The 15,075-nt window shown below is 73.5% G+C and carries 14 protein-coding genes; 8 read left to right on the top strand and 6 right to left on the bottom strand.

Going from position 1 to position 15,075, the window contains the following annotated elements; genetic code table 11:
- Positions 1-46 precede the first annotated feature (46 nt).
- Genes O7599_RS29935 through O7599_RS29925 form a run of 3 tightly spaced genes read left to right on the top strand, consistent with a single transcriptional unit; the run spans position 47 to position 4,638 of the window.
- On the top strand, positions 47-1,429 hold the full coding sequence (locus O7599_RS29935; protein ID WP_281618722.1) for a glycosyltransferase family 4 protein: 1,383 nt from the start codon (positions 47-49) through the stop codon (positions 1,427-1,429).
- A 47-nt stretch (positions 1,430-1,476) separates the two neighbouring features.
- Positions 1,477-3,156, top strand: a complete 1,680-nt coding sequence (locus O7599_RS29930; RefSeq protein ID WP_348652636.1) for a lipopolysaccharide biosynthesis protein — start codon at positions 1,477-1,479, stop codon at positions 3,154-3,156.
- Positions 3,157-4,638, top strand: coding sequence for a hypothetical protein (locus O7599_RS29925; RefSeq protein ID WP_281618720.1), 1,482 nt, complete (start codon positions 3,157-3,159; stop codon positions 4,636-4,638).
- Here O7599_RS29925 and O7599_RS29920 read toward each other — a convergent pair.
- Positions 4,559-6,181: an alkaline phosphatase D family protein gene (locus O7599_RS29920; protein ID WP_281618719.1), complete on the bottom strand. Its 1,623-nt coding sequence runs from the start codon at positions 6,179-6,181 to the stop codon at positions 4,559-4,561. The two genes, O7599_RS29925 and O7599_RS29920, sit on opposite strands and share 80 nt — an antisense overlap.
- Positions 6,182-6,311: 130 nt before the next feature.
- On the opposite strand from O7599_RS29920, the gene O7599_RS29915 reads away from it, so the two are divergent.
- The 3 genes from O7599_RS29915 (at position 6,312) to ligD (O7599_RS29905) (ending at position 8,808) form a co-directional block, all read left to right on the top strand.
- On the top strand, positions 6,312-7,319 hold the full coding sequence (locus O7599_RS29915) for a DUF4429 domain-containing protein (RefSeq protein ID WP_281618718.1): 1,008 nt from the start codon (positions 6,312-6,314) through the stop codon (positions 7,317-7,319).
- Between the two features lie 100 nt (positions 7,320-7,419).
- Positions 7,420-7,776 carry a group 1 truncated hemoglobin gene (locus tag O7599_RS29910; RefSeq protein ID WP_281618717.1) on the top strand — a complete coding sequence of 119 codons (357 nt, stop codon included), beginning with the start codon at positions 7,420-7,422 and terminating at the stop codon, positions 7,774-7,776.
- Between the two features lie 27 nt (positions 7,777-7,803).
- Positions 7,804-8,808 (top strand): non-homologous end-joining DNA ligase, encoded by a 1,005-nt coding sequence (gene ligD / locus O7599_RS29905; RefSeq protein ID WP_281618716.1) that lies wholly within the window; start codon positions 7,804-7,806, stop codon positions 8,806-8,808.
- Positions 8,809-8,975: 167 nt separating this feature from the next.
- On the opposite strand, the gene O7599_RS29900 is transcribed toward ligD (O7599_RS29905), so the two are convergent.
- A complete protein-coding gene (locus O7599_RS29900) occupies positions 8,976-9,179 on the bottom strand; it encodes a hypothetical protein (protein ID WP_281618715.1) in 204 nt (67 codons plus the stop codon).
- Positions 9,180-9,224: 45 nt separating this feature from the next.
- Positions 9,225-10,151: a non-homologous end-joining DNA ligase gene (gene ligD / locus O7599_RS29895; RefSeq protein ID WP_281618714.1), complete on the bottom strand. Its 927-nt coding sequence runs from the start codon at positions 10,149-10,151 to the stop codon at positions 9,225-9,227.
- A gap of 31 nt (positions 10,152-10,182) precedes the next feature.
- Here ligD (O7599_RS29895) and O7599_RS29890 point away from each other — a divergent pair, with 31 nt between their 5' ends.
- Complete coding sequence (locus O7599_RS29890; protein ID WP_281618713.1) at positions 10,183-11,133, top strand: Ku protein; 951 nt, start codon at positions 10,183-10,185, stop codon at positions 11,131-11,133.
- Between the two features lie 178 nt (positions 11,134-11,311).
- Here O7599_RS29890 and O7599_RS29885 read toward each other — a convergent pair whose 3' ends face one another.
- The 3 genes from O7599_RS29885 to O7599_RS29875 all read right to left on the bottom strand — a co-directional run bounded on the left by O7599_RS29885 (position 11,312) and on the right by O7599_RS29875 (position 14,299).
- Positions 11,312-12,052, bottom strand: a complete 741-nt coding sequence (locus O7599_RS29885; RefSeq protein WP_281618712.1) for a DUF2382 domain-containing protein — start codon at positions 12,050-12,052, stop codon at positions 11,312-11,314.
- 136 nt (positions 12,053-12,188) lie between these two features.
- Positions 12,189-12,449, bottom strand: a complete 261-nt coding sequence (locus O7599_RS29880; protein WP_281618711.1) for a hypothetical protein — start codon at positions 12,447-12,449, stop codon at positions 12,189-12,191.
- Between the two features lie 668 nt (positions 12,450-13,117).
- Complete coding sequence (locus tag O7599_RS29875) at positions 13,118-14,299, bottom strand: hypothetical protein (RefSeq protein WP_281618710.1); 1,182 nt, start codon at positions 14,297-14,299, stop codon at positions 13,118-13,120.
- A 177-nt stretch (positions 14,300-14,476) separates the two neighbouring features.
- On the opposite strand from O7599_RS29875, the gene O7599_RS29870 reads away from it, so the two are divergent.
- Positions 14,477-14,950, top strand: coding sequence for a DUF3574 domain-containing protein (locus O7599_RS29870; RefSeq protein WP_281618709.1), 474 nt, complete (start codon positions 14,477-14,479; stop codon positions 14,948-14,950).
- Positions 14,951-15,075: the final 125 nt, after the last annotated feature.

Below are 15,075 nucleotides of genomic sequence, written 5' to 3'. Positions count from 1 at the left end.
CGGATAAGGTGCAACCCGGGCTTCCGGAAGGCAAACGAGGGGTGGCGTGGTGACGCGGGTACTGCTGGTTTCGACCAACTATGCGCCGGAACAGGCAGGAATCGGACCATACGCGACGCAGATCGCGGAGCACTGGGCCGGGACCGGCCGTGCCGAGGTGCATGTGCTGGCCGGCATGCCGCACTACCCGAACTGGCGCGTCGCCGACGGCTACCGCGGCGTGTGGCGCACGGAGGAGGAGCGCGGCGGCGTCCGCCTGCACCGCCGCCGGCACTCCGTGCCCGCGCGGCAGAGCGCCGTGCGGCGCGCGCTGTACGAGGCGTCGATCCTCGCCCACGGGGTCGTCGCGCCGCCCCGCATGGCCGCCCCGGACGCGGTCGTCGCGCAGTTGCCGAGCCTGGCGGGGGGCGTGCTCGGCGCCCGCCTCGCGCGCCGCCACGGGGTGCCGTACATACCCGTCGTGCAGGACCTGATGGGCGCCGCCGCGGCGCAGAGCGGCATCCGCGGCGGGGGGCGCGCGGCGGCGGCGGCCCGCGCGGTGGAGTCCCGGGTGCTGCGGCGGGCGTCGCTGGTCGGGGTGATCCACGAGACGTTCGTCCCGCGGGTGGCCGCGATGGGCGTGGACGAGCGGCTCATACGTGTCGTGCCCAACTGGTCCCACGTGGCCGGACCCACCCGGCCGCGCGCCGAGATGCGCGCCCGGCTGGGGTGGCGCGACGGGCAGACGGTGCTGCTGCACGCCGGCAACATGGGCCTGAAGCAGGGCCTGGAGGTGCTCGTCGAGGCGGCCCGTACCGACCCCTCGCTGCGGGTCGTGCTGATGGGCGACGGCAACCAGCGCGAGCACCTGGCCGCGCTGGGCGGGGGGCTGCCGAACCTGGACTTCCTGCCGCCCGCGGACGCCGCGGAGTTCACCGACGTGCTGGCGGCGGCGGACGTGCTGGCGGTCACCCAGCGCTCGTCCGTGCTGGACATGAGCGTGCCGTCGAAGCTCACCTCGTACTTCGCCGCCGGGCGGCCCGTGGTCGCCTCGGTCGCCGACGGCGGCGGCACTGCGGCGGAAGTACGGCGCGCGGGCGCGGGCACGGTGGTGCCGCCGGAGGACCCGGAGGCGCTGCTGACGGCGGTGCGTTCGCTGGCCGGGGATCCGGAGGCGGCCGACGCGCTGGGCGCCCGGGGGCCGGTGTACGTGCGGGAGCACCTGAGCAGCGAGGCGGGTCTGGGCCGGATCACCGCGCTGCTGGACGAGGCTTTGGACAGGGCTCTGGACGGGGCCCGTCCCGGGGCCGCGGTCGCGGCCGGGCCCGCGGCCGGGGCACTGGACGCAGCCGAGGGGCCGGTTGTCCACAACCGGTCGGTTTTCCACAGGCGGAAGGCGGCCGGGGAGCAGGCCGGGGGGCCTGTCCCGCATACTGAGAAGACCGGTTGAGGGGGGCCGAGACCATGTCACAGCACGTTCCGGGCGACAGCCAGGCCATGCAGCCGCAGGACGAGCCAGACCTGCTGCGCGACCAGTTCCGGCAACTGCTGCGCTACCGCGGGATGATCGTCCTGGGCGTCGTCCTCGGGCTGCTCGGCGGCGGCTGGATCGCCCTCGCCTCCGGCGAGGAGTACATCGCGTCCAGCGAGGTCACGCTCCGCCAGGTCAGCCTCGACCCCTTCGCCTCCGGCAGCGACGCCACGGCCATCAAGGAGAACATCGGCACCGAGCGCCAGACCGCCGCGAGCAACGCGGTGGCGAGGATCGTCGCCAAGGAGGTCGGGCAGCCCGAGGACGGCGAGAAGCTGCAGCACGGCCTCCAGGTCACCAACCCGCCGAACACGCTGGTGCTCCGCTTCGACTACAGCGCGGACGACCCCGACACCGCCGCCGAGCGCTCCAACGCCTTCGCCGCCGCCTACCTCGCGTACCGCGAGGACAAGAGCAAGCGCACGATCGACAACATGGTCGAGGCGTACGACGAACAGGTCAAACCCCTGATCGCGGAGCGGGACGTGCTCGACGAGGAGATCGAGTCCCTCGGCGACGGCAGCGCGCTGGAGTCGGCGCTGTCCGCCCGCTCCTCCCTCAGCCAGAGCATCGGCCAGATCACCGCCGACCGCGCCAAGCTCCAGGCCCTCGACACCACGCCGGGGCACGTCGTGCGGGACGCCACCGCGCCCGCAGAGCCCGCGGGTCCCGGCATCCTCATGCTGCTCGGCCTCGGCGCCGCGTTCGGCGTGGGCCTGGGGCTGCTCGTCGCCTGGGTGCGGCTGGTCTTCGACCCCACGGCGCGCTCGGAGAGCGACGTCGTACGGGCGCTGCACGCCCCGGTGCTCGGCACCCTGCCGCGCACCCGCCGGCCCGGCGGGCTGCTGGCCACCGGCAGGGTCGCCGAGGAGTACCGCTCGATGGCCTTCCGGCTGGCGTACGACCAGCGCTTCGCCGACCGGCGGCGGCTGCTGGTGGTCGCGCCGCGCGGCAGCATAGACATCCCCGCCGCGGTGTCGGTCAACCTGGCCGCGTCGTTCGTGGAGATGGGGCACGAGGTGCTGCTCGTCGAAGCCGACTTGCGTACGCCGAGCCTGTCGGCGCGGCTCAGCGCGGCCGACGGGGTGCGGCCCGGCTGGGCCCGTACGCCGGCGCGCGGTGACGGCGGCTGGCCGACGGGCCTGCAGATACCGATCGACGCGGGCGAGTCCGGCGCGTTCGACCTCATCCCGGGCACCCGGGTGCGCAACGCCGCGCGGGCGCTGACGTCCGCGCCGGCCACGCAGTTGATCGCGGAGGCGGACGCGCCGGGGTCGGTCGTGGTGGTGCTGGCGCCGGCCGTGCTGTCGTACGCGGACGCGCTGGCGCTCGCCGACCGGGTCGACGGCGTGCTCGTCGTCTGCGACCCGCGGCAGGTGCACCGCGAGGACCTGGCGCGGATCCGCGAGCTGATAGCCGGCGCGGGCGGCACGGTGCTCGGCGCGGTGCTGCACGCGCACGGCAGCGGCGAGCCCGACGCGGGCGGGCGCGGGCGGTCCGGCAGAGGCACCGGCCGCGACGGCGCCCGGGGCGACGGGCGCGACGCCGAGGCGGGTTCCGGCACGGCGGCGCCGGCGCCGCCGGCCGGGGCGACGGGGGCGGACTACCCGGCCGACAGCCGGGCCGTGCGCTCCTCGCGGCGGTAGATGCGCGCCCGCTGGGCCATCGCCTCCTCCGTCGCCGACCAGGGCGTGGCGGCGCTGACGAACATCGCGGTGCTGGTGGTCGCGGCGCGGGAGTCGTCGGCGGAGGGCTTCGCGGTCTTCTCGATCGTCTACATGACGTTCACCGTCGTGCTGGGCGTGCAGAGCAGCTTCGTGGGCCAGGCGCTGGTGCTGGAGCGCGAGGGCGGCACGAACAGGGCAGGGGGCAAGGGGGGCAGAGCAGACGGGGCCGGCGCGGGCATGAGGCCCGACGGGGCCGACGCCACCGGGCCGGAGGGGCCCGTCATCCCGTCCTGGGCGGAGCCGGACCCCGACGCGCCGCGCCCGCCCCCCACCGGTGTCGCGTCCGCCTGCCGGTCGGCGGTGACGTTCTCGGCGCTGTCGGCCACGGCGGTCGGCGGGACGTCGGCGCTGCTGCTCGCGCTGGTGCCCGGCGAGTTGGCGCACGGGCTGGCCATGCTCGGCGTGGTGCTGCCCGCCGTGCTGCTGCACGACGTGCTGCGCTACTGCTTCGCCGCGCTCCGGCTGCCGCACCACGCGCTCCTGGCCGACCTGCTGCGGCTCGTCGTCGCCGTCCCGGCGCTCGTGCTGCAGCCGGACGGCGCGTCCCCGGCCCGGCTCATCGCCGTGTGGGGGGCCTCCGCGCTGCCCGCGCTGCTGCTCTGCCTGGCCCTGGCCGGGTACCGGCTCCGCGGTGCCCGCGGCGACTGGCGGCGCTATCTGCGCCGGGGGCATCTCGGCCGCCGGTTCGTGGTGGAGTTCGCGGTGGGCAACGGCGCGACGCAGTTGTCGGTCATCGGCCTCGGGCTCGGCGCCAGCCAGCTCGCGGTCGGCGCGCTGCGCGGCGCCACCACCCTGTACGGGCCCATGAACGTCCTCTACAACTCGGCGACTTCCTTCGGGCCGCCGGTGATGAACCGCATCCCGAACCTGCGCAGCAAGCTCCGCTCCGCCGCCGCCCTCGCCGCCCTGCTCGCCGGCACCGCCGCCGCCTGGACGACCGTGCTCGTCCTCCTCCCGGACTCCGCCGGCCGCGAACTCCTCGGCGATACCTGGGCGTCGACGTCCTCGCTGCTGCCCGCCACCGGCAGCCAGTACGCGGGCATAGCCCTGGGCACCAGCGCGCTGCTCACGCTGCGGGTGCTGCGGCCGGAGAGCACGCTGCCGATCCAGGTGGTGTTCTCGCTGCTCTCGGTCGGCTGCATGCTCACCGGCTACGCCGCCGGCGGCGTGCTCGGCGCCGCCTGGGGCCTGTGCGCCGGTTCGGCGCTGAAGGCCGCGGCCCTGTGGCTCAGGGTCGCGGCCGTCAGCAGATCGTCGGGCCCGGCCGGCTCGGGCGGCTCGGGCGGCTCAGCCGAACCCGGCGTCCCGGCCGGCGGGCCCGTCACACCCGGTGCAGTCCCGGCCGCCCGGCCTCCGTCGCATAGGAAGCCGCGGTCGCGACGGGGGCGCCTTCGGTGGTGACGTGCGGCACGACGCGGAAGTCCGCGCGGCACCGCTCGCGGTCCAGCTCCACGGTCACGTAGCCGCGGCGGCCGTCGTAGAACCGCAGGTGCGGGTTGGCCTGCGTGAGCCGGTCGTAGTTCGCCGGGCGCTCCGCGCCGTTGCCGCCGCTGCTGATCGAGGTGGCGACGATCTCACTGGCGACGGCGGGGGCGTCGGGGTCGGTGTAGTCGCGCTTGACGTCCATCGCGTAGTGCACGTGTACGTCGCCCGTGAGAACGACGAGGTTCTCCACGCCCGCCGCCTCGGCCGCGTCCAGGAACCGGGTGCGGGCGGCGGTGTAGCCGTCCCAGGAGTCCATGCTGACGTGGTACGCCTCGATCGGTTCGCTGCGCCGCTCGGCCAGCACGACCTGCTGCGGGACGACGTTCCACAGCGCGCGCGAGTCGCGCCACCCGTCCGCCAGCCAGTGCTCCTGCCGCTCGCCGAGCATCGTGCGCGCCGGGTCGTCCGCCTCCGGCCCCGGCGGCGCCCAGACGCCGCCGTACGCCTGGTCGGTGCGGTACTGCCGGCCGTCGAGGACGTCGAACTGCGCCAGCGTGCCGTAGTGCAGCCGCCGGTACAGCCGCAGGTCGGCGCCGCGCGGGCGCTGCGGCCTGCGCAGCGGCTGGTTCTCCCAGTACGCACGGTAGGCGGCGGCCCGGCGGACGAGGAACTCCTCGGGCGGCAGGTTGTCCTGGGAGATCGCGCCCGCGTAGTTGTTCTCCACCTCGTGGTCGTCCCAGGTGAGGATCCAGGGGTGGGCGGCCTGGGCGGCGCGCAGGTCGGCGTCGCTGCGGTAGAGGGCGTAGCGCAGCCGGTAGTCGTCCAGCGTGACGATCTCGTGGTTGAAGACGTCCGGGAGCGTGCCGGCGGGGTACGCGCGGCTGCCGCCGGTGGAGGCGACGGCGCCCTCGTAGATCCAGTCGCCGAGGTGGAAGACGGCGTCGAGGTCCTCGTTCGCGAGGTGCTTGAACGCGGTGTAGTAGCCGCCCGGGTAGTTCTGGCAGGCGACCATGCCGAAGCGCATGGCGGAGTTGCGCGCGCCGTAGGCCGGCGCGGTGCTCGTACGGCCGACGGGGCTGGTCCAGCGGCCGACCCGGAAGCGGTAGTAGTACGGGCGGCCCGGCGCGAGCCCGTCGACCTCGGCGTGCACGGTGTGGTGGAACTCGGGGTGGGCCAACTCGCGCCCGCGCCGGGCGACCCGGCGGAACCTTTCGTCGTGGGCGATCTCCCAGTCGACCAGGAACGGGGCCGGCGGCATGCCGCCGTCGGGCTCGAACGCCGCGGGCGCGAGCCGGGTCCACAACACCACGCCGTCGGGCGCCGGGTCGCCGGAGGCGACGCCGAGGGTGAAGGGCTCCTGACGGATCTTCCCCGGGTCCGCCGGCTCGTCCGCGTGGGCCTGCGGCAGGCCGACGGAGAAGGCTAGGGCGGCGGCGGCACCGGTGACGGTGAGGAAGCGGCGGCGGGTGACGTGCGCCGCGGCGGCGCGCAGGGCGTCCTGCGGGTGGGGAGGGGTCATGCGCCGTATTGCAGTTGCCTGGAGCAACCGCTGTCCATACCCTGTGCGTCGGTCAGGTGACGGAGCGTTGACGTCTCGTGCGGACGGCCGGCGAACTGACGTTCACGTGACCGCGCCATAGACTCGCCGTATGGCCGAGGTGATCGCGAAAGACGGAACCTGGGATTTCGACGGCGACATCATACGGATCGTCCCCGGCCGCGACCGGGGGGTGCACAAGCTGCGGCAGTTGCTCGGCGAGGTCGCCGTGCCGCTGCCGGCGGTGGCGGGGATCGCGTACGAACCGGGGCGCAAGGGCGGGCTGTTGCGGCTGCGGCTGCGCGACGGCGCGTGCCCGCTGCTCCGCGCGGCGGGGGGCCGGCTGCCGGAGGCGGCGAGCCCGTACCTGCTGCGCCCGGAACGCGACCGTGGCGGGGTGGCGGAGTACTTCGCCGAGGAGGTGCGCAGGGCGCTGCTGCTGGACGAGGTGCCGGAGGGACCCGTCGAGCGCTATCTGCTGCCGGGGCCGGGGGTGCCGCTGACGGCGGGCGGGCTGGACGGCACCGCGACGTTCGACGGCGAGCAGGTCAGGCTGGAGTGGAACTGGCTGGTCGAGGATGTGAAGAAGCGCGTGGGGAACCGGCTGTTCCCGCTCGCCGAGCTGGCGGGCGTGGAGTGGGTGGGCGGCGCGGGCCTGGAGGCGGGCGGCCTGCGGTTCCGGCCGCACGGGACGGCGGTCTTCCTCGATCCGGACAAGGACCCGCACACGCTGGCGCTGTGGGGCACGAAGAAGGAGACGGGCGCGGCGGTGCTGCTGGCGGCGGCGGTGACCGTACGACTGCCGCACCCGCACGCGCCGGCGGCGGGGCCCGCGGCGCTGCCGGCGTCCGGGGCGGAGCCGGCGGACGCGGTGCCGGCGGACGCGAGGCCCGCGGACGCGGCGCCGACGGGCCCGGGACCGGTGGGCCCGGCTCCGGTGGAGCTTGGCAAGGAGCCGGGAACGCCGGCTCCGGAGGCCGCGGTTCCGGGCGACGACCACGACGCGGTGCTGCGCCGGCTGCGCGAGCTGGGCGAGTTGCACGCCGCCGGGGTGCTGACGGACGATGAGTTCGCAGCCGCAAAGCGGGCAATCCTGCAGCGCATGGGCGGTAACGGCTGACAACGTGTGGCCCCCGGCCCGTAGTTGGCGAAAACTTGGGCCGGAATTAAATGTTCTACGCTCTTCACTCCAGCCCCACTGGCCCCAATAATCGGGCCCCATGACTATTTACGACTCGATCGGCGGGGAGACGGCGGTCGCGACCGCCGTGGACAACTTCTACGACCGAGTGCTCGACGACCCGGAGCTGAAGCCGTTCTTCGACGGCATCGACGTCCCGCGCCTCAAGCGCCACCAGCGCGCCTTCATAGGCGCCGCCCTCGGCGGCCCCGCCGCCTACAACGGCCGCGGCATGCGGAAGGCGCACGAAGGGCTGGGCATCACGCCGGCCCACTTCGAGCGGGTCGTCGACCACCTGACCGCCACCCTCGTCGGCCTCGGCGTACCGGACGAGACCGTGAAGACCATCGGCGGCACCCTGGAGCCGCTGCGCGCGGACATCGCCCAGGAGGCGTAGCGCAGGCCGGGAACTTACTCTGCCCGCATGACCGACCTCGGCGGGCTGCCGCACGTCACGCCCATGCTGGCGGTCTCCGGCAGCCTGCCGACGGCCGCCGCGGACCCCTCCTGGGCGTACGAGCTGAAGTGGGACGGCATCCGCGCCGTCGCGTACGCCCCGGGCGACGGCTCGCTGACGCTGCTCACGCGCAACGACAACGACGTCACCGCCCGCTACCCCGAGCTGACCCCGCTCGGCGAGGCCCTCGCCGCCGCGGGGCACGCCTGCGTGCTCGACGGCGAGATCGTCGCGCTGGCCCCCGACGGCCGCCCCTCCTTCGGTGCGTTGCAGCGCCGCATGAACCTCACCCGCGGCGCGGTGATCGCCCGCCTCGCCGCCGAGGTGCCGGTCGACTACATGGCGTTCGACGTGCTGCACCTCGACGGCGGGCCCACACTGCGCCTCCCGTACCGCGAACGCCGCGCGCTGCTCGCAGAGCTGCGCGTCGAAGGCGCGCACTGGCGCACTCCCCCGCACTGGGAGGGCCACGGCAGCGAGGCATCGGAGATGACCAGGCGGTACGGGCTGGAGGGGCTGCTCGCGAAGCGGCTGTCGTCACCGTATCTGCCGGGCCGGCGCAGCGACCTCTGGCTGAAGATCAAGAACGTCCGTACGCAGGAGGTCGTCGTCGGCGGCTGGACGGAGGGCGCGGGCAGCAGGTCGGACGCGGTCGGCGGGCTGCTGATGGGCGTGTGGACGAAGGACGGCGGCCTGGCCTACGCCGGCACGGTGGGCAGCGGCTTCTCCCGGCACGCGCTGGAGGTGCTGCGGGAGCGGCTGGCGGGCCTGGCCCGGGACACGAGCCCCTTCGCGGGCCCGGTCGCGGACCGGCACGTCCGGGCGGCGGGCGCGGTGCACTGGGTGGAGCCGGAGCTGGTGGGCGAGGTGACGTACGGGGAGTGGACGGCGACGGGCGTGCTCCGGCACCCGGTGTGGCGCGGGCTGCGCCCGGACAAGGGCCCGGAGGAGGCACGCGCGCCGGAGGAGTAGCCCCGTACCGCCGACCCCAGCACGCCCGGGGCCGCACCGGCCGCGTACCACCCCACACCGCCGCGTGCCCGGCGCCCCGAGCACGCCGGGCACGCGGCCGGGCGCGCCCGCACCTCCGGCGGGGCGGTGCGCGTCGCGCCCGCGGGCGGGGCAGCAGGGATCGTTCGCTATCCGCGGTTCCGGCGCGCACCGCGCCGCTCGACCTGCGGAGTCATCCTGCTGCTCCGGGACTTGGCGTCGTCGTGCGCCGCCATCGAGGCTTCCCGCCTGGATTCCGTGACGCGCTCGTTCCGGGCGTTCATCGCCTCCTGGAACGCGGGGTTGCCGCCCTGCCGGTGCCGGGTGGAGTCGTGCTTGTGGTGCTTGGCCATGACCGACGCCTCCTCGTGGTCACACTCCACTGTCCCACGAATGGACTAATCAGTCATATCCGGCAGGTCAAAGTGCTCGGTCAGCAGTGACTCCAGCAGGTCACCGTGCGTGCCGATGCGCTCCAGTACGTCGCCGGGGAGGAAGACCAGCTCGTCGGGGTCGGCGCAAGCCTCCACTTCGTCCCAGGTCAGCGGGGTGGAGACGGTCGGCCGGGCCTTGGCGCGCAGCACGTACGGGGCGACGGTGGTCTTCGCCCGCGAGTTCTGGCTCCAGTCGACGAAGACCTTCCGCGGGCGCAGCTTACGTGCCATCCGGTGCAGGATCAGCTTCGGATGCTCCTCCTCCAGCCGCCGGGCCAGGGCCTTGGCGTACGCGCTGGTGGCGTCGGCGGAGGCGGGCGCGAGGGGCACGTACAGATGCAGGCCCTTCGAGCCGGAGGTCTTCGGCCAGGCGTCGAGCCCGTCCGCGCGCAGCGCCTCGCGCACCAGCAGGGCGGCGCGGCAGCACTCGACGACGGTGGCGGGCGGGCCGGGGTCGAGGTCGAAGACGATCCGGTCGGCGGGCCGCTCGTCGGCCCTGACCCGCACCTTCGCCTTTCCTGCCCTGCCGTCCAGCGCCTTCCACTGCGGTACGTGCAGCTCCAGCGCGGCGAGGTTCGCGGCCCACAGCAGCGTCGGCAGGTCCTGGACGAGCACGTGGTGCACGGTGGACCGGGTCAGCTCGACATCGGCGACCCTCACCCATTCAGGCGTGCCCGCGGGGGCGTTCTTGGCGAAGAACCGCTCCCCGTCCACGCCGTCCGGGAAGCGCAGGAAGGACACGGCTCGGTCGTGTACGTGCGGCAGGAGGACGTCGGCGACTTGGGCGTAGTAGTGGAGCGCCTCGCCCTTGGTGAATCCGTGCTCGGGCCACAGCACCTTGTCGAGGTTGCTGAGCTTCAGGCGGCGTCCTTCGACCTCGGTGACCGGCATATGCTGAACCTCCGGGAGAGAGGACATATGGATGAAATCTATATGGAAGGGTGCGATCTCCTTCGGGTTGGTCAGCATTCCCGTCCAGCTCTACTCCGCCACCGAGGAACACGGCGTGTCCTTCAAGCAGGTGCACGCCGAGGACGGCGGCCGGATCCGCTACCGGCGGTTCTGCGAGCTGGAGGACCGCGAGGTGCAGTACGCGGAGATCACCAGGGCGTACGAGACGGCCGACGGCGAACTCGTCGTGCTCTCCCCGGAGGATCTCGCCCAGTTGCCGCTGCCCAGCAAGAAGATCATCGATGTGGTGGGCTTCGAGGACGCCGGCTACTTCGACCCCATCCAGTTCTCCCGCGCGTACTACGTCAAACCCGTCGACGCCGCGGCGGCCAAGCCGTACGTCCTGCTCCGCGAGGCACTGAAGCGCTCGGGGCGGGTGGCGGTGGTCAAGGTCGCGCTCCGCAACCGCGAGGCGCCGGCGCTGGTGCGGGTGCTGACGGAGGAGGACGTGCTCGTCCTGCACACGATGCTGTGGCCGGACGAGGTGCGCTCGGCGCAGAGCGTGGCACCGGACGAGAAGGTGACGGTGCGCCGGCAGGAACTGGACATGGTCGACTCCCTCATGGACGCGCTGGGCGGCTATGACCCGGACGAGTTCACGGACGAGTACCGCGAAGCGGTCGAGGCACTCGTCGCGAGCAAGGAGGGGATCGCGCCGCTGCCGAAGGAGGCGGTGGGCGAGGAGAAGGGGCAGGTCATCGACCTGATGTCGGCGCTGGAGGCGAGCGTGCAGGCGGCGAGGGACAAGCGCGGGGCGACGGCGCCGCGGAAGAAGGCGGCGGCGAAGAAGACGGCGGGCAAGAAGGCGGCGGGGGAGAAGACGGCGGCGAAGAAGACCGCGGGGAAGAAGAGCGCGGGCAAGAAGACGGCGAGCAAGAAGACCGCGAAGAAGACGACGAAGAAGCCGGGCAAGGCAGCCTGAGGGGACGGGGCCGGGCGGGGCCCGGAGCAGCCGGAGCACCAGACCAGATCAGACCCAGGAAGGACGAGGGAACCGACGAGGGAACTACAGGGGCAAGGGGGACCCAAGGAGGGGAGTCAGACGAGCGGGGGCCCGCACCCTGGCGGACCCCCGCGCTGGAGGAAGGGTGGGCACGCGGTCAGAACCAGCGACCACGCCCCTTGCCCTCCCCGATGTCCTCGGCGGCGCCGGGGGTGTCGGCGCTCTCGGGCGCGGCGGCCCGGCCGGAGGTGCCGGTGCTCTCCTCGCGCTGCTCGCGCTGCTCGCGGCGGGCGCCTTCGCGCAGGTCGTAACCCTCCTGCACCTCGCGGACGCTCATCGACGAGCCCTGTCCGGCCGGCACGTTCTCGACGATCTCCTCGGTCTTGAGGACGGTCTCGAAGGTCTGGGTGTCCTCGATGCGCCTGGTGCCGATGTCGGCGACGGCGTAGGGCTCGGACACCTTGTGGACGACGACCTCGGCGTCCTCGCCGTAGAGCGGCACCTTCACGCTGCGCTCCACGAACTCGTGGTGATCGCCGGCGACCAGATTGCCGTCCTTGCCGTCGACGTCACTGCGCCGTACGACGCACTCGTCGTGGCCGCGGGTGACCTCGAACCGCTGCGGGGTCTCCCGCACCCGGACCGTGACCTCGGCCTCGCCCATGGGCTGCCGCCGGTCGACGGGCTCGACCTGCAGCCGCTCGCGATACGCGACGACACGCTGGTCCTCCGCCGCACCGCCGCGCTGTGCGTTCTCGGGCTGCTGACCGCGCCGGCCCATCTGCTCGCCCTGGCCGCCGCCGCCCGCCGCAGCGGCGGCGTCGGTCTCGCGCCCTACCCCCGCGGCTTGCGCGGCCTTGCCACTTCCGCCACTGGCTGTGTTCCTGTCGGTCTGCACTGTTCCTCCCGCTGGATGGTGCGTGCAGGGATAGAAGCGGTCCGCCGACTCAAGCGACGAAACCGTCATATCACCATGTAACGCCTCCTCCGTTCAGGTGTCGACCGGAGGGAGTAATCAGCGGCCCGCACGCCGCTCAACGACGCGCCTCACCGCCCTGGTCACCCCCGGCCCGCCGGCTCGCACGCTTGCGCAACCGGGCGCGCCCGACCTCGCGAAGTTGGGGATCGGCGTCGATGGCCTGATCCTGCTCGTCGTCGTACGCATCCCGCGCGGCATCGGACCCGGGCCGCGAACCCTCACGCCCGCGCCCCACGCCGTCACGACGCCCATGACCGCCGCGCCCTCCGTCGTCATCGCGATCGGAGCCGCCGGTCGGACGCTTGTCGGTGTGCACGGATGCCTCCCGCCGGCGCGTAGGTGTACTCGCAACCTTCCCTGGAGGTACAAACCAGAGGAAGTCCGGCAGTTCCATGAAAACGCGCTGAGATGGGCGTGTCGAGTGGAGGAGGCGAGGCGCGGGGGTGGGACCGGTCGGGCAGACGGACAAGACAGTGATGGGACCTTTGGCCGGGCTCCTATGAAGTCACAGAAGCCCGACCGGCCACACGCCGGGACGGCACCGCCCGGCAAGCCGACGATTCAACACAAAGACAGCCGAAGCGTCAGTCAGAGCAAGAGCCAGACCCCCGGGCAGCGCCATCACCCATCCTCACTGTCAGAGCGGGCGCATACCCTTGGGCGGGCGTGCGGGGGCATGGGAACTGGGCGGACGCCGGGCGGGACAGTCGCCGAACAGCCGGGATGATTCCCGCGCGGCCCGTGGTTCCCCGCGGGGGCGGAGGGTCCCCCGGCGGGCGGGAGAGCCGCGGAGCAGCCGGGGTGGTCCCCGGCGGTGCCGGGTGGTCGCCTCAGGTGGGCGCCGAGCGGGCGGGATGGACCCCGCGCAGCCGGGGTGATCCCCTCAGAGCCCGCGCGGTCCGGCTCGTACGTGGTCGCGCTCCGGATGAACGGTGGTTCACGCGCCTGTAGAGACGGTCACACCAACCGCCCCACACCCGCCCCTCACCCCCGCATCCGTCGCACCGCCCTGCGGGCCACCACCCGCATCAGGTCCTTCACCGGCACTTCCCGCACCGCCTTGTCCTCCACCGCCCCCCGCGCCGCCGGCACCTCCGGTGCCGGTGCCTGCGGCGTGGTCTTCGCCGCCAAGGCGGCCGACGCCAGTATTCCGCCCAGCACCGCCTCCGTCGCCGCCTCCGTGGGGATCTCCCTCGCCGGCGCCGGCTCCGCCGGTGTGCTCGGGCGGCGGGACAGGGCGTCCAGGTCGCCGACGACCCGTACTCCCGACGCCGCGATGCCCGCGGTCACGCGCTCCGCGACCTCCGCCACCGCCGTCTCCGCCCACGGCGGGGTGGTGATGCGGGGTTCGTCCGGCGCCGGTTCGTACGACTGCAACCTCGGGACCACGCCCTCGCGGATCACCTTGCTCTGCCGCCACGTGCTCCAGTTACGGTCCCGGAGCTTGCGGTTGAGCTGCAGCAGCAGCTCCGCCTCGCTCTGCGTCAGCGACGAGTTGCCGCCGCTCTCCTGCGGTTCGATCACCCCGTCCGGGAGGTCGAGCAACTGCTCGAAGACGCGGAACTGCCACAGCGGCCTGGCCTCGTCGACCACGACCGCGGTCACGTTCTCCGGGCCCGCGGCCGCCGCCCACCGCTCGATCAGTTCGTGGTGCCGCTGCAGATGCCAGAAGTCCGGGGTCGGCTCCTCGTACGGGGGCTTGCGCAGCATGGCGTCGAGCCAGGTCTCGTACGACTCGCAGAGGCCGTGCTTGACGTACTGCTGCCAGTGCGACGGCATGATCTTCCGCAGCGGGCGCAGCGTCACGACGACGTGTACGGAGAACTCACCCGCCAGTTCCTTCACCGCCCGCACCGCGGCGTCCGCGGAGGCCGTCGCGAAGAACTCGCTGCTCGCGAAGAACCGCTTGTCCCCCGCCTCCGCCGCCTCCGTACAGAACGTCTCCCACGGCTCCCGCTCCGCCGGCGTCGGGTCCTTCCTGGCGATCGCGACCGCCGGGTCCTTCGCCTGGCGGCCCGGTCCGGCGTAGACGACCCCGTGCTTCCGGAGGGCGGGTCGTGCCTTGTGGAAGGCGCCCTGGAGGGCGGTGGTGCCCGTTTTGTGAGGGCCGATGTGGAGCAGTCGCGTGCCCGGTGGGGTGGGCTCGGTGAATCGCTCTTCCCGCATGGAAGAACCTTTCGTGGTCCGGAGGAGAGCCTCGATTCTGCAACGGCATGACCACCCGTCGGTGAGGTGAAGCCGAACAACAGGCAAACAAACAACCCCCGCGGCGCCCCGACACCCCCGCGGCCCCACCCCCGCGGTCCCCGCGAAACTTTCGGTCCCGGCGGTCGTTTCCCCGTCGTGAACCTTACAAAGCCACGCCTCCGCCTCGTCGCCCTGACCCTCGCCGCAGCGCTCGCCGGCGCCGCCGCGGCCACCGCCCCCGCCGCCCTCGCGGACGGCGAGACCACCGCGCCGGCCGCCCCGCCGCAGGCCGCGGACCTCGACCCGTACGTGCAGACGCACCTGATGTTCGGCACGGTACGGCCCGACGGCGGCCCGGACGTCACCGACCGGCAGTTCCGCGCGTTCGTGGACCGGGTCGTCACGCCGCGCTTCCCGGCGGGGCTGACGGTGGACGAGGTGCGGGGCCAGTACCGCGACCGGCACGGCACCATCGAGCGGGAGCGCTCGTACGAGGTCTACCTGCTCTATCCGCTGACCGAGGCGGGAGAGCAGGACGGCCGGATCGAGGAGATCCGGGAGGCGTACACCCGCCGGTTCGCGCAGGAGTCCGTGGCCCGGGTCGACGAGCCCGCCCGCGCCGGCTTCTGAGACGGCCGCCTCAGCCGGATGCCCTGGCCGCCACCGGGCCTCTACCGGATGCCCTGACCACCATGCCTCAGCCGGATGCCCTGGCCGCCACCGGGCCTCTACCGGATGCCCTGACCACCACCCGG

Source organism: Streptomyces sp. WMMC500 (assembly GCF_027497195.1).
GTDB lineage: Bacteria > Actinomycetota > Actinomycetes > Streptomycetales > Streptomycetaceae > Streptomyces.
Note: the sequence above shows the minus strand (reverse complement) of the source record. Positions and strands in the feature narration are given on the sequence as shown.

Bases quoted from the DNA above. Each gene is read 5' to 3' on its own strand.
- O7599_RS29930 (WP_348652636.1), top strand. From the start codon at position 1,477: ATGCAGCCGCAGGACGAGCCAGACCTGCTGCGCGACCAGTTCCGGCAA.
- O7599_RS29925 (WP_281618720.1), top strand. From the start codon at position 3,157: ATGCGCGCCCGCTGGGCCATCGCCTCCTCCGTCGCCGACCAGGGCGTG.
- O7599_RS29920 (WP_281618719.1), bottom strand. From the start codon at position 6,181: ATGACCCCTCCCCACCCGCAGGACGCCCTGCGCGCCGCCGCGGCGCAC.
- O7599_RS29915 (WP_281618718.1), top strand. From the start codon at position 6,312: ATGGCCGAGGTGATCGCGAAAGACGGAACCTGGGATTTCGACGGCGAC.
- O7599_RS29910 (WP_281618717.1), top strand. From the start codon at position 7,420: ATGACTATTTACGACTCGATCGGCGGGGAGACGGCGGTCGCGACCGCC.
- ligD (WP_281618716.1), top strand. From the start codon at position 7,804: ATGACCGACCTCGGCGGGCTGCCGCACGTCACGCCCATGCTGGCGGTC.
- O7599_RS29900 (WP_281618715.1), bottom strand. From the start codon at position 9,179: ATGGCCAAGCACCACAAGCACGACTCCACCCGGCACCGGCAGGGCGGC.
- ligD (WP_281618714.1), bottom strand. From the start codon at position 10,151: ATGCCGGTCACCGAGGTCGAAGGACGCCGCCTGAAGCTCAGCAACCTC.
- O7599_RS29890 (WP_281618713.1), top strand. From the start codon at position 10,183: ATGAAATCTATATGGAAGGGTGCGATCTCCTTCGGGTTGGTCAGCATT.
- O7599_RS29875 (WP_281618710.1), bottom strand. From the start codon at position 14,299: ATGCGGGAAGAGCGATTCACCGAGCCCACCCCACCGGGCACGCGACTG.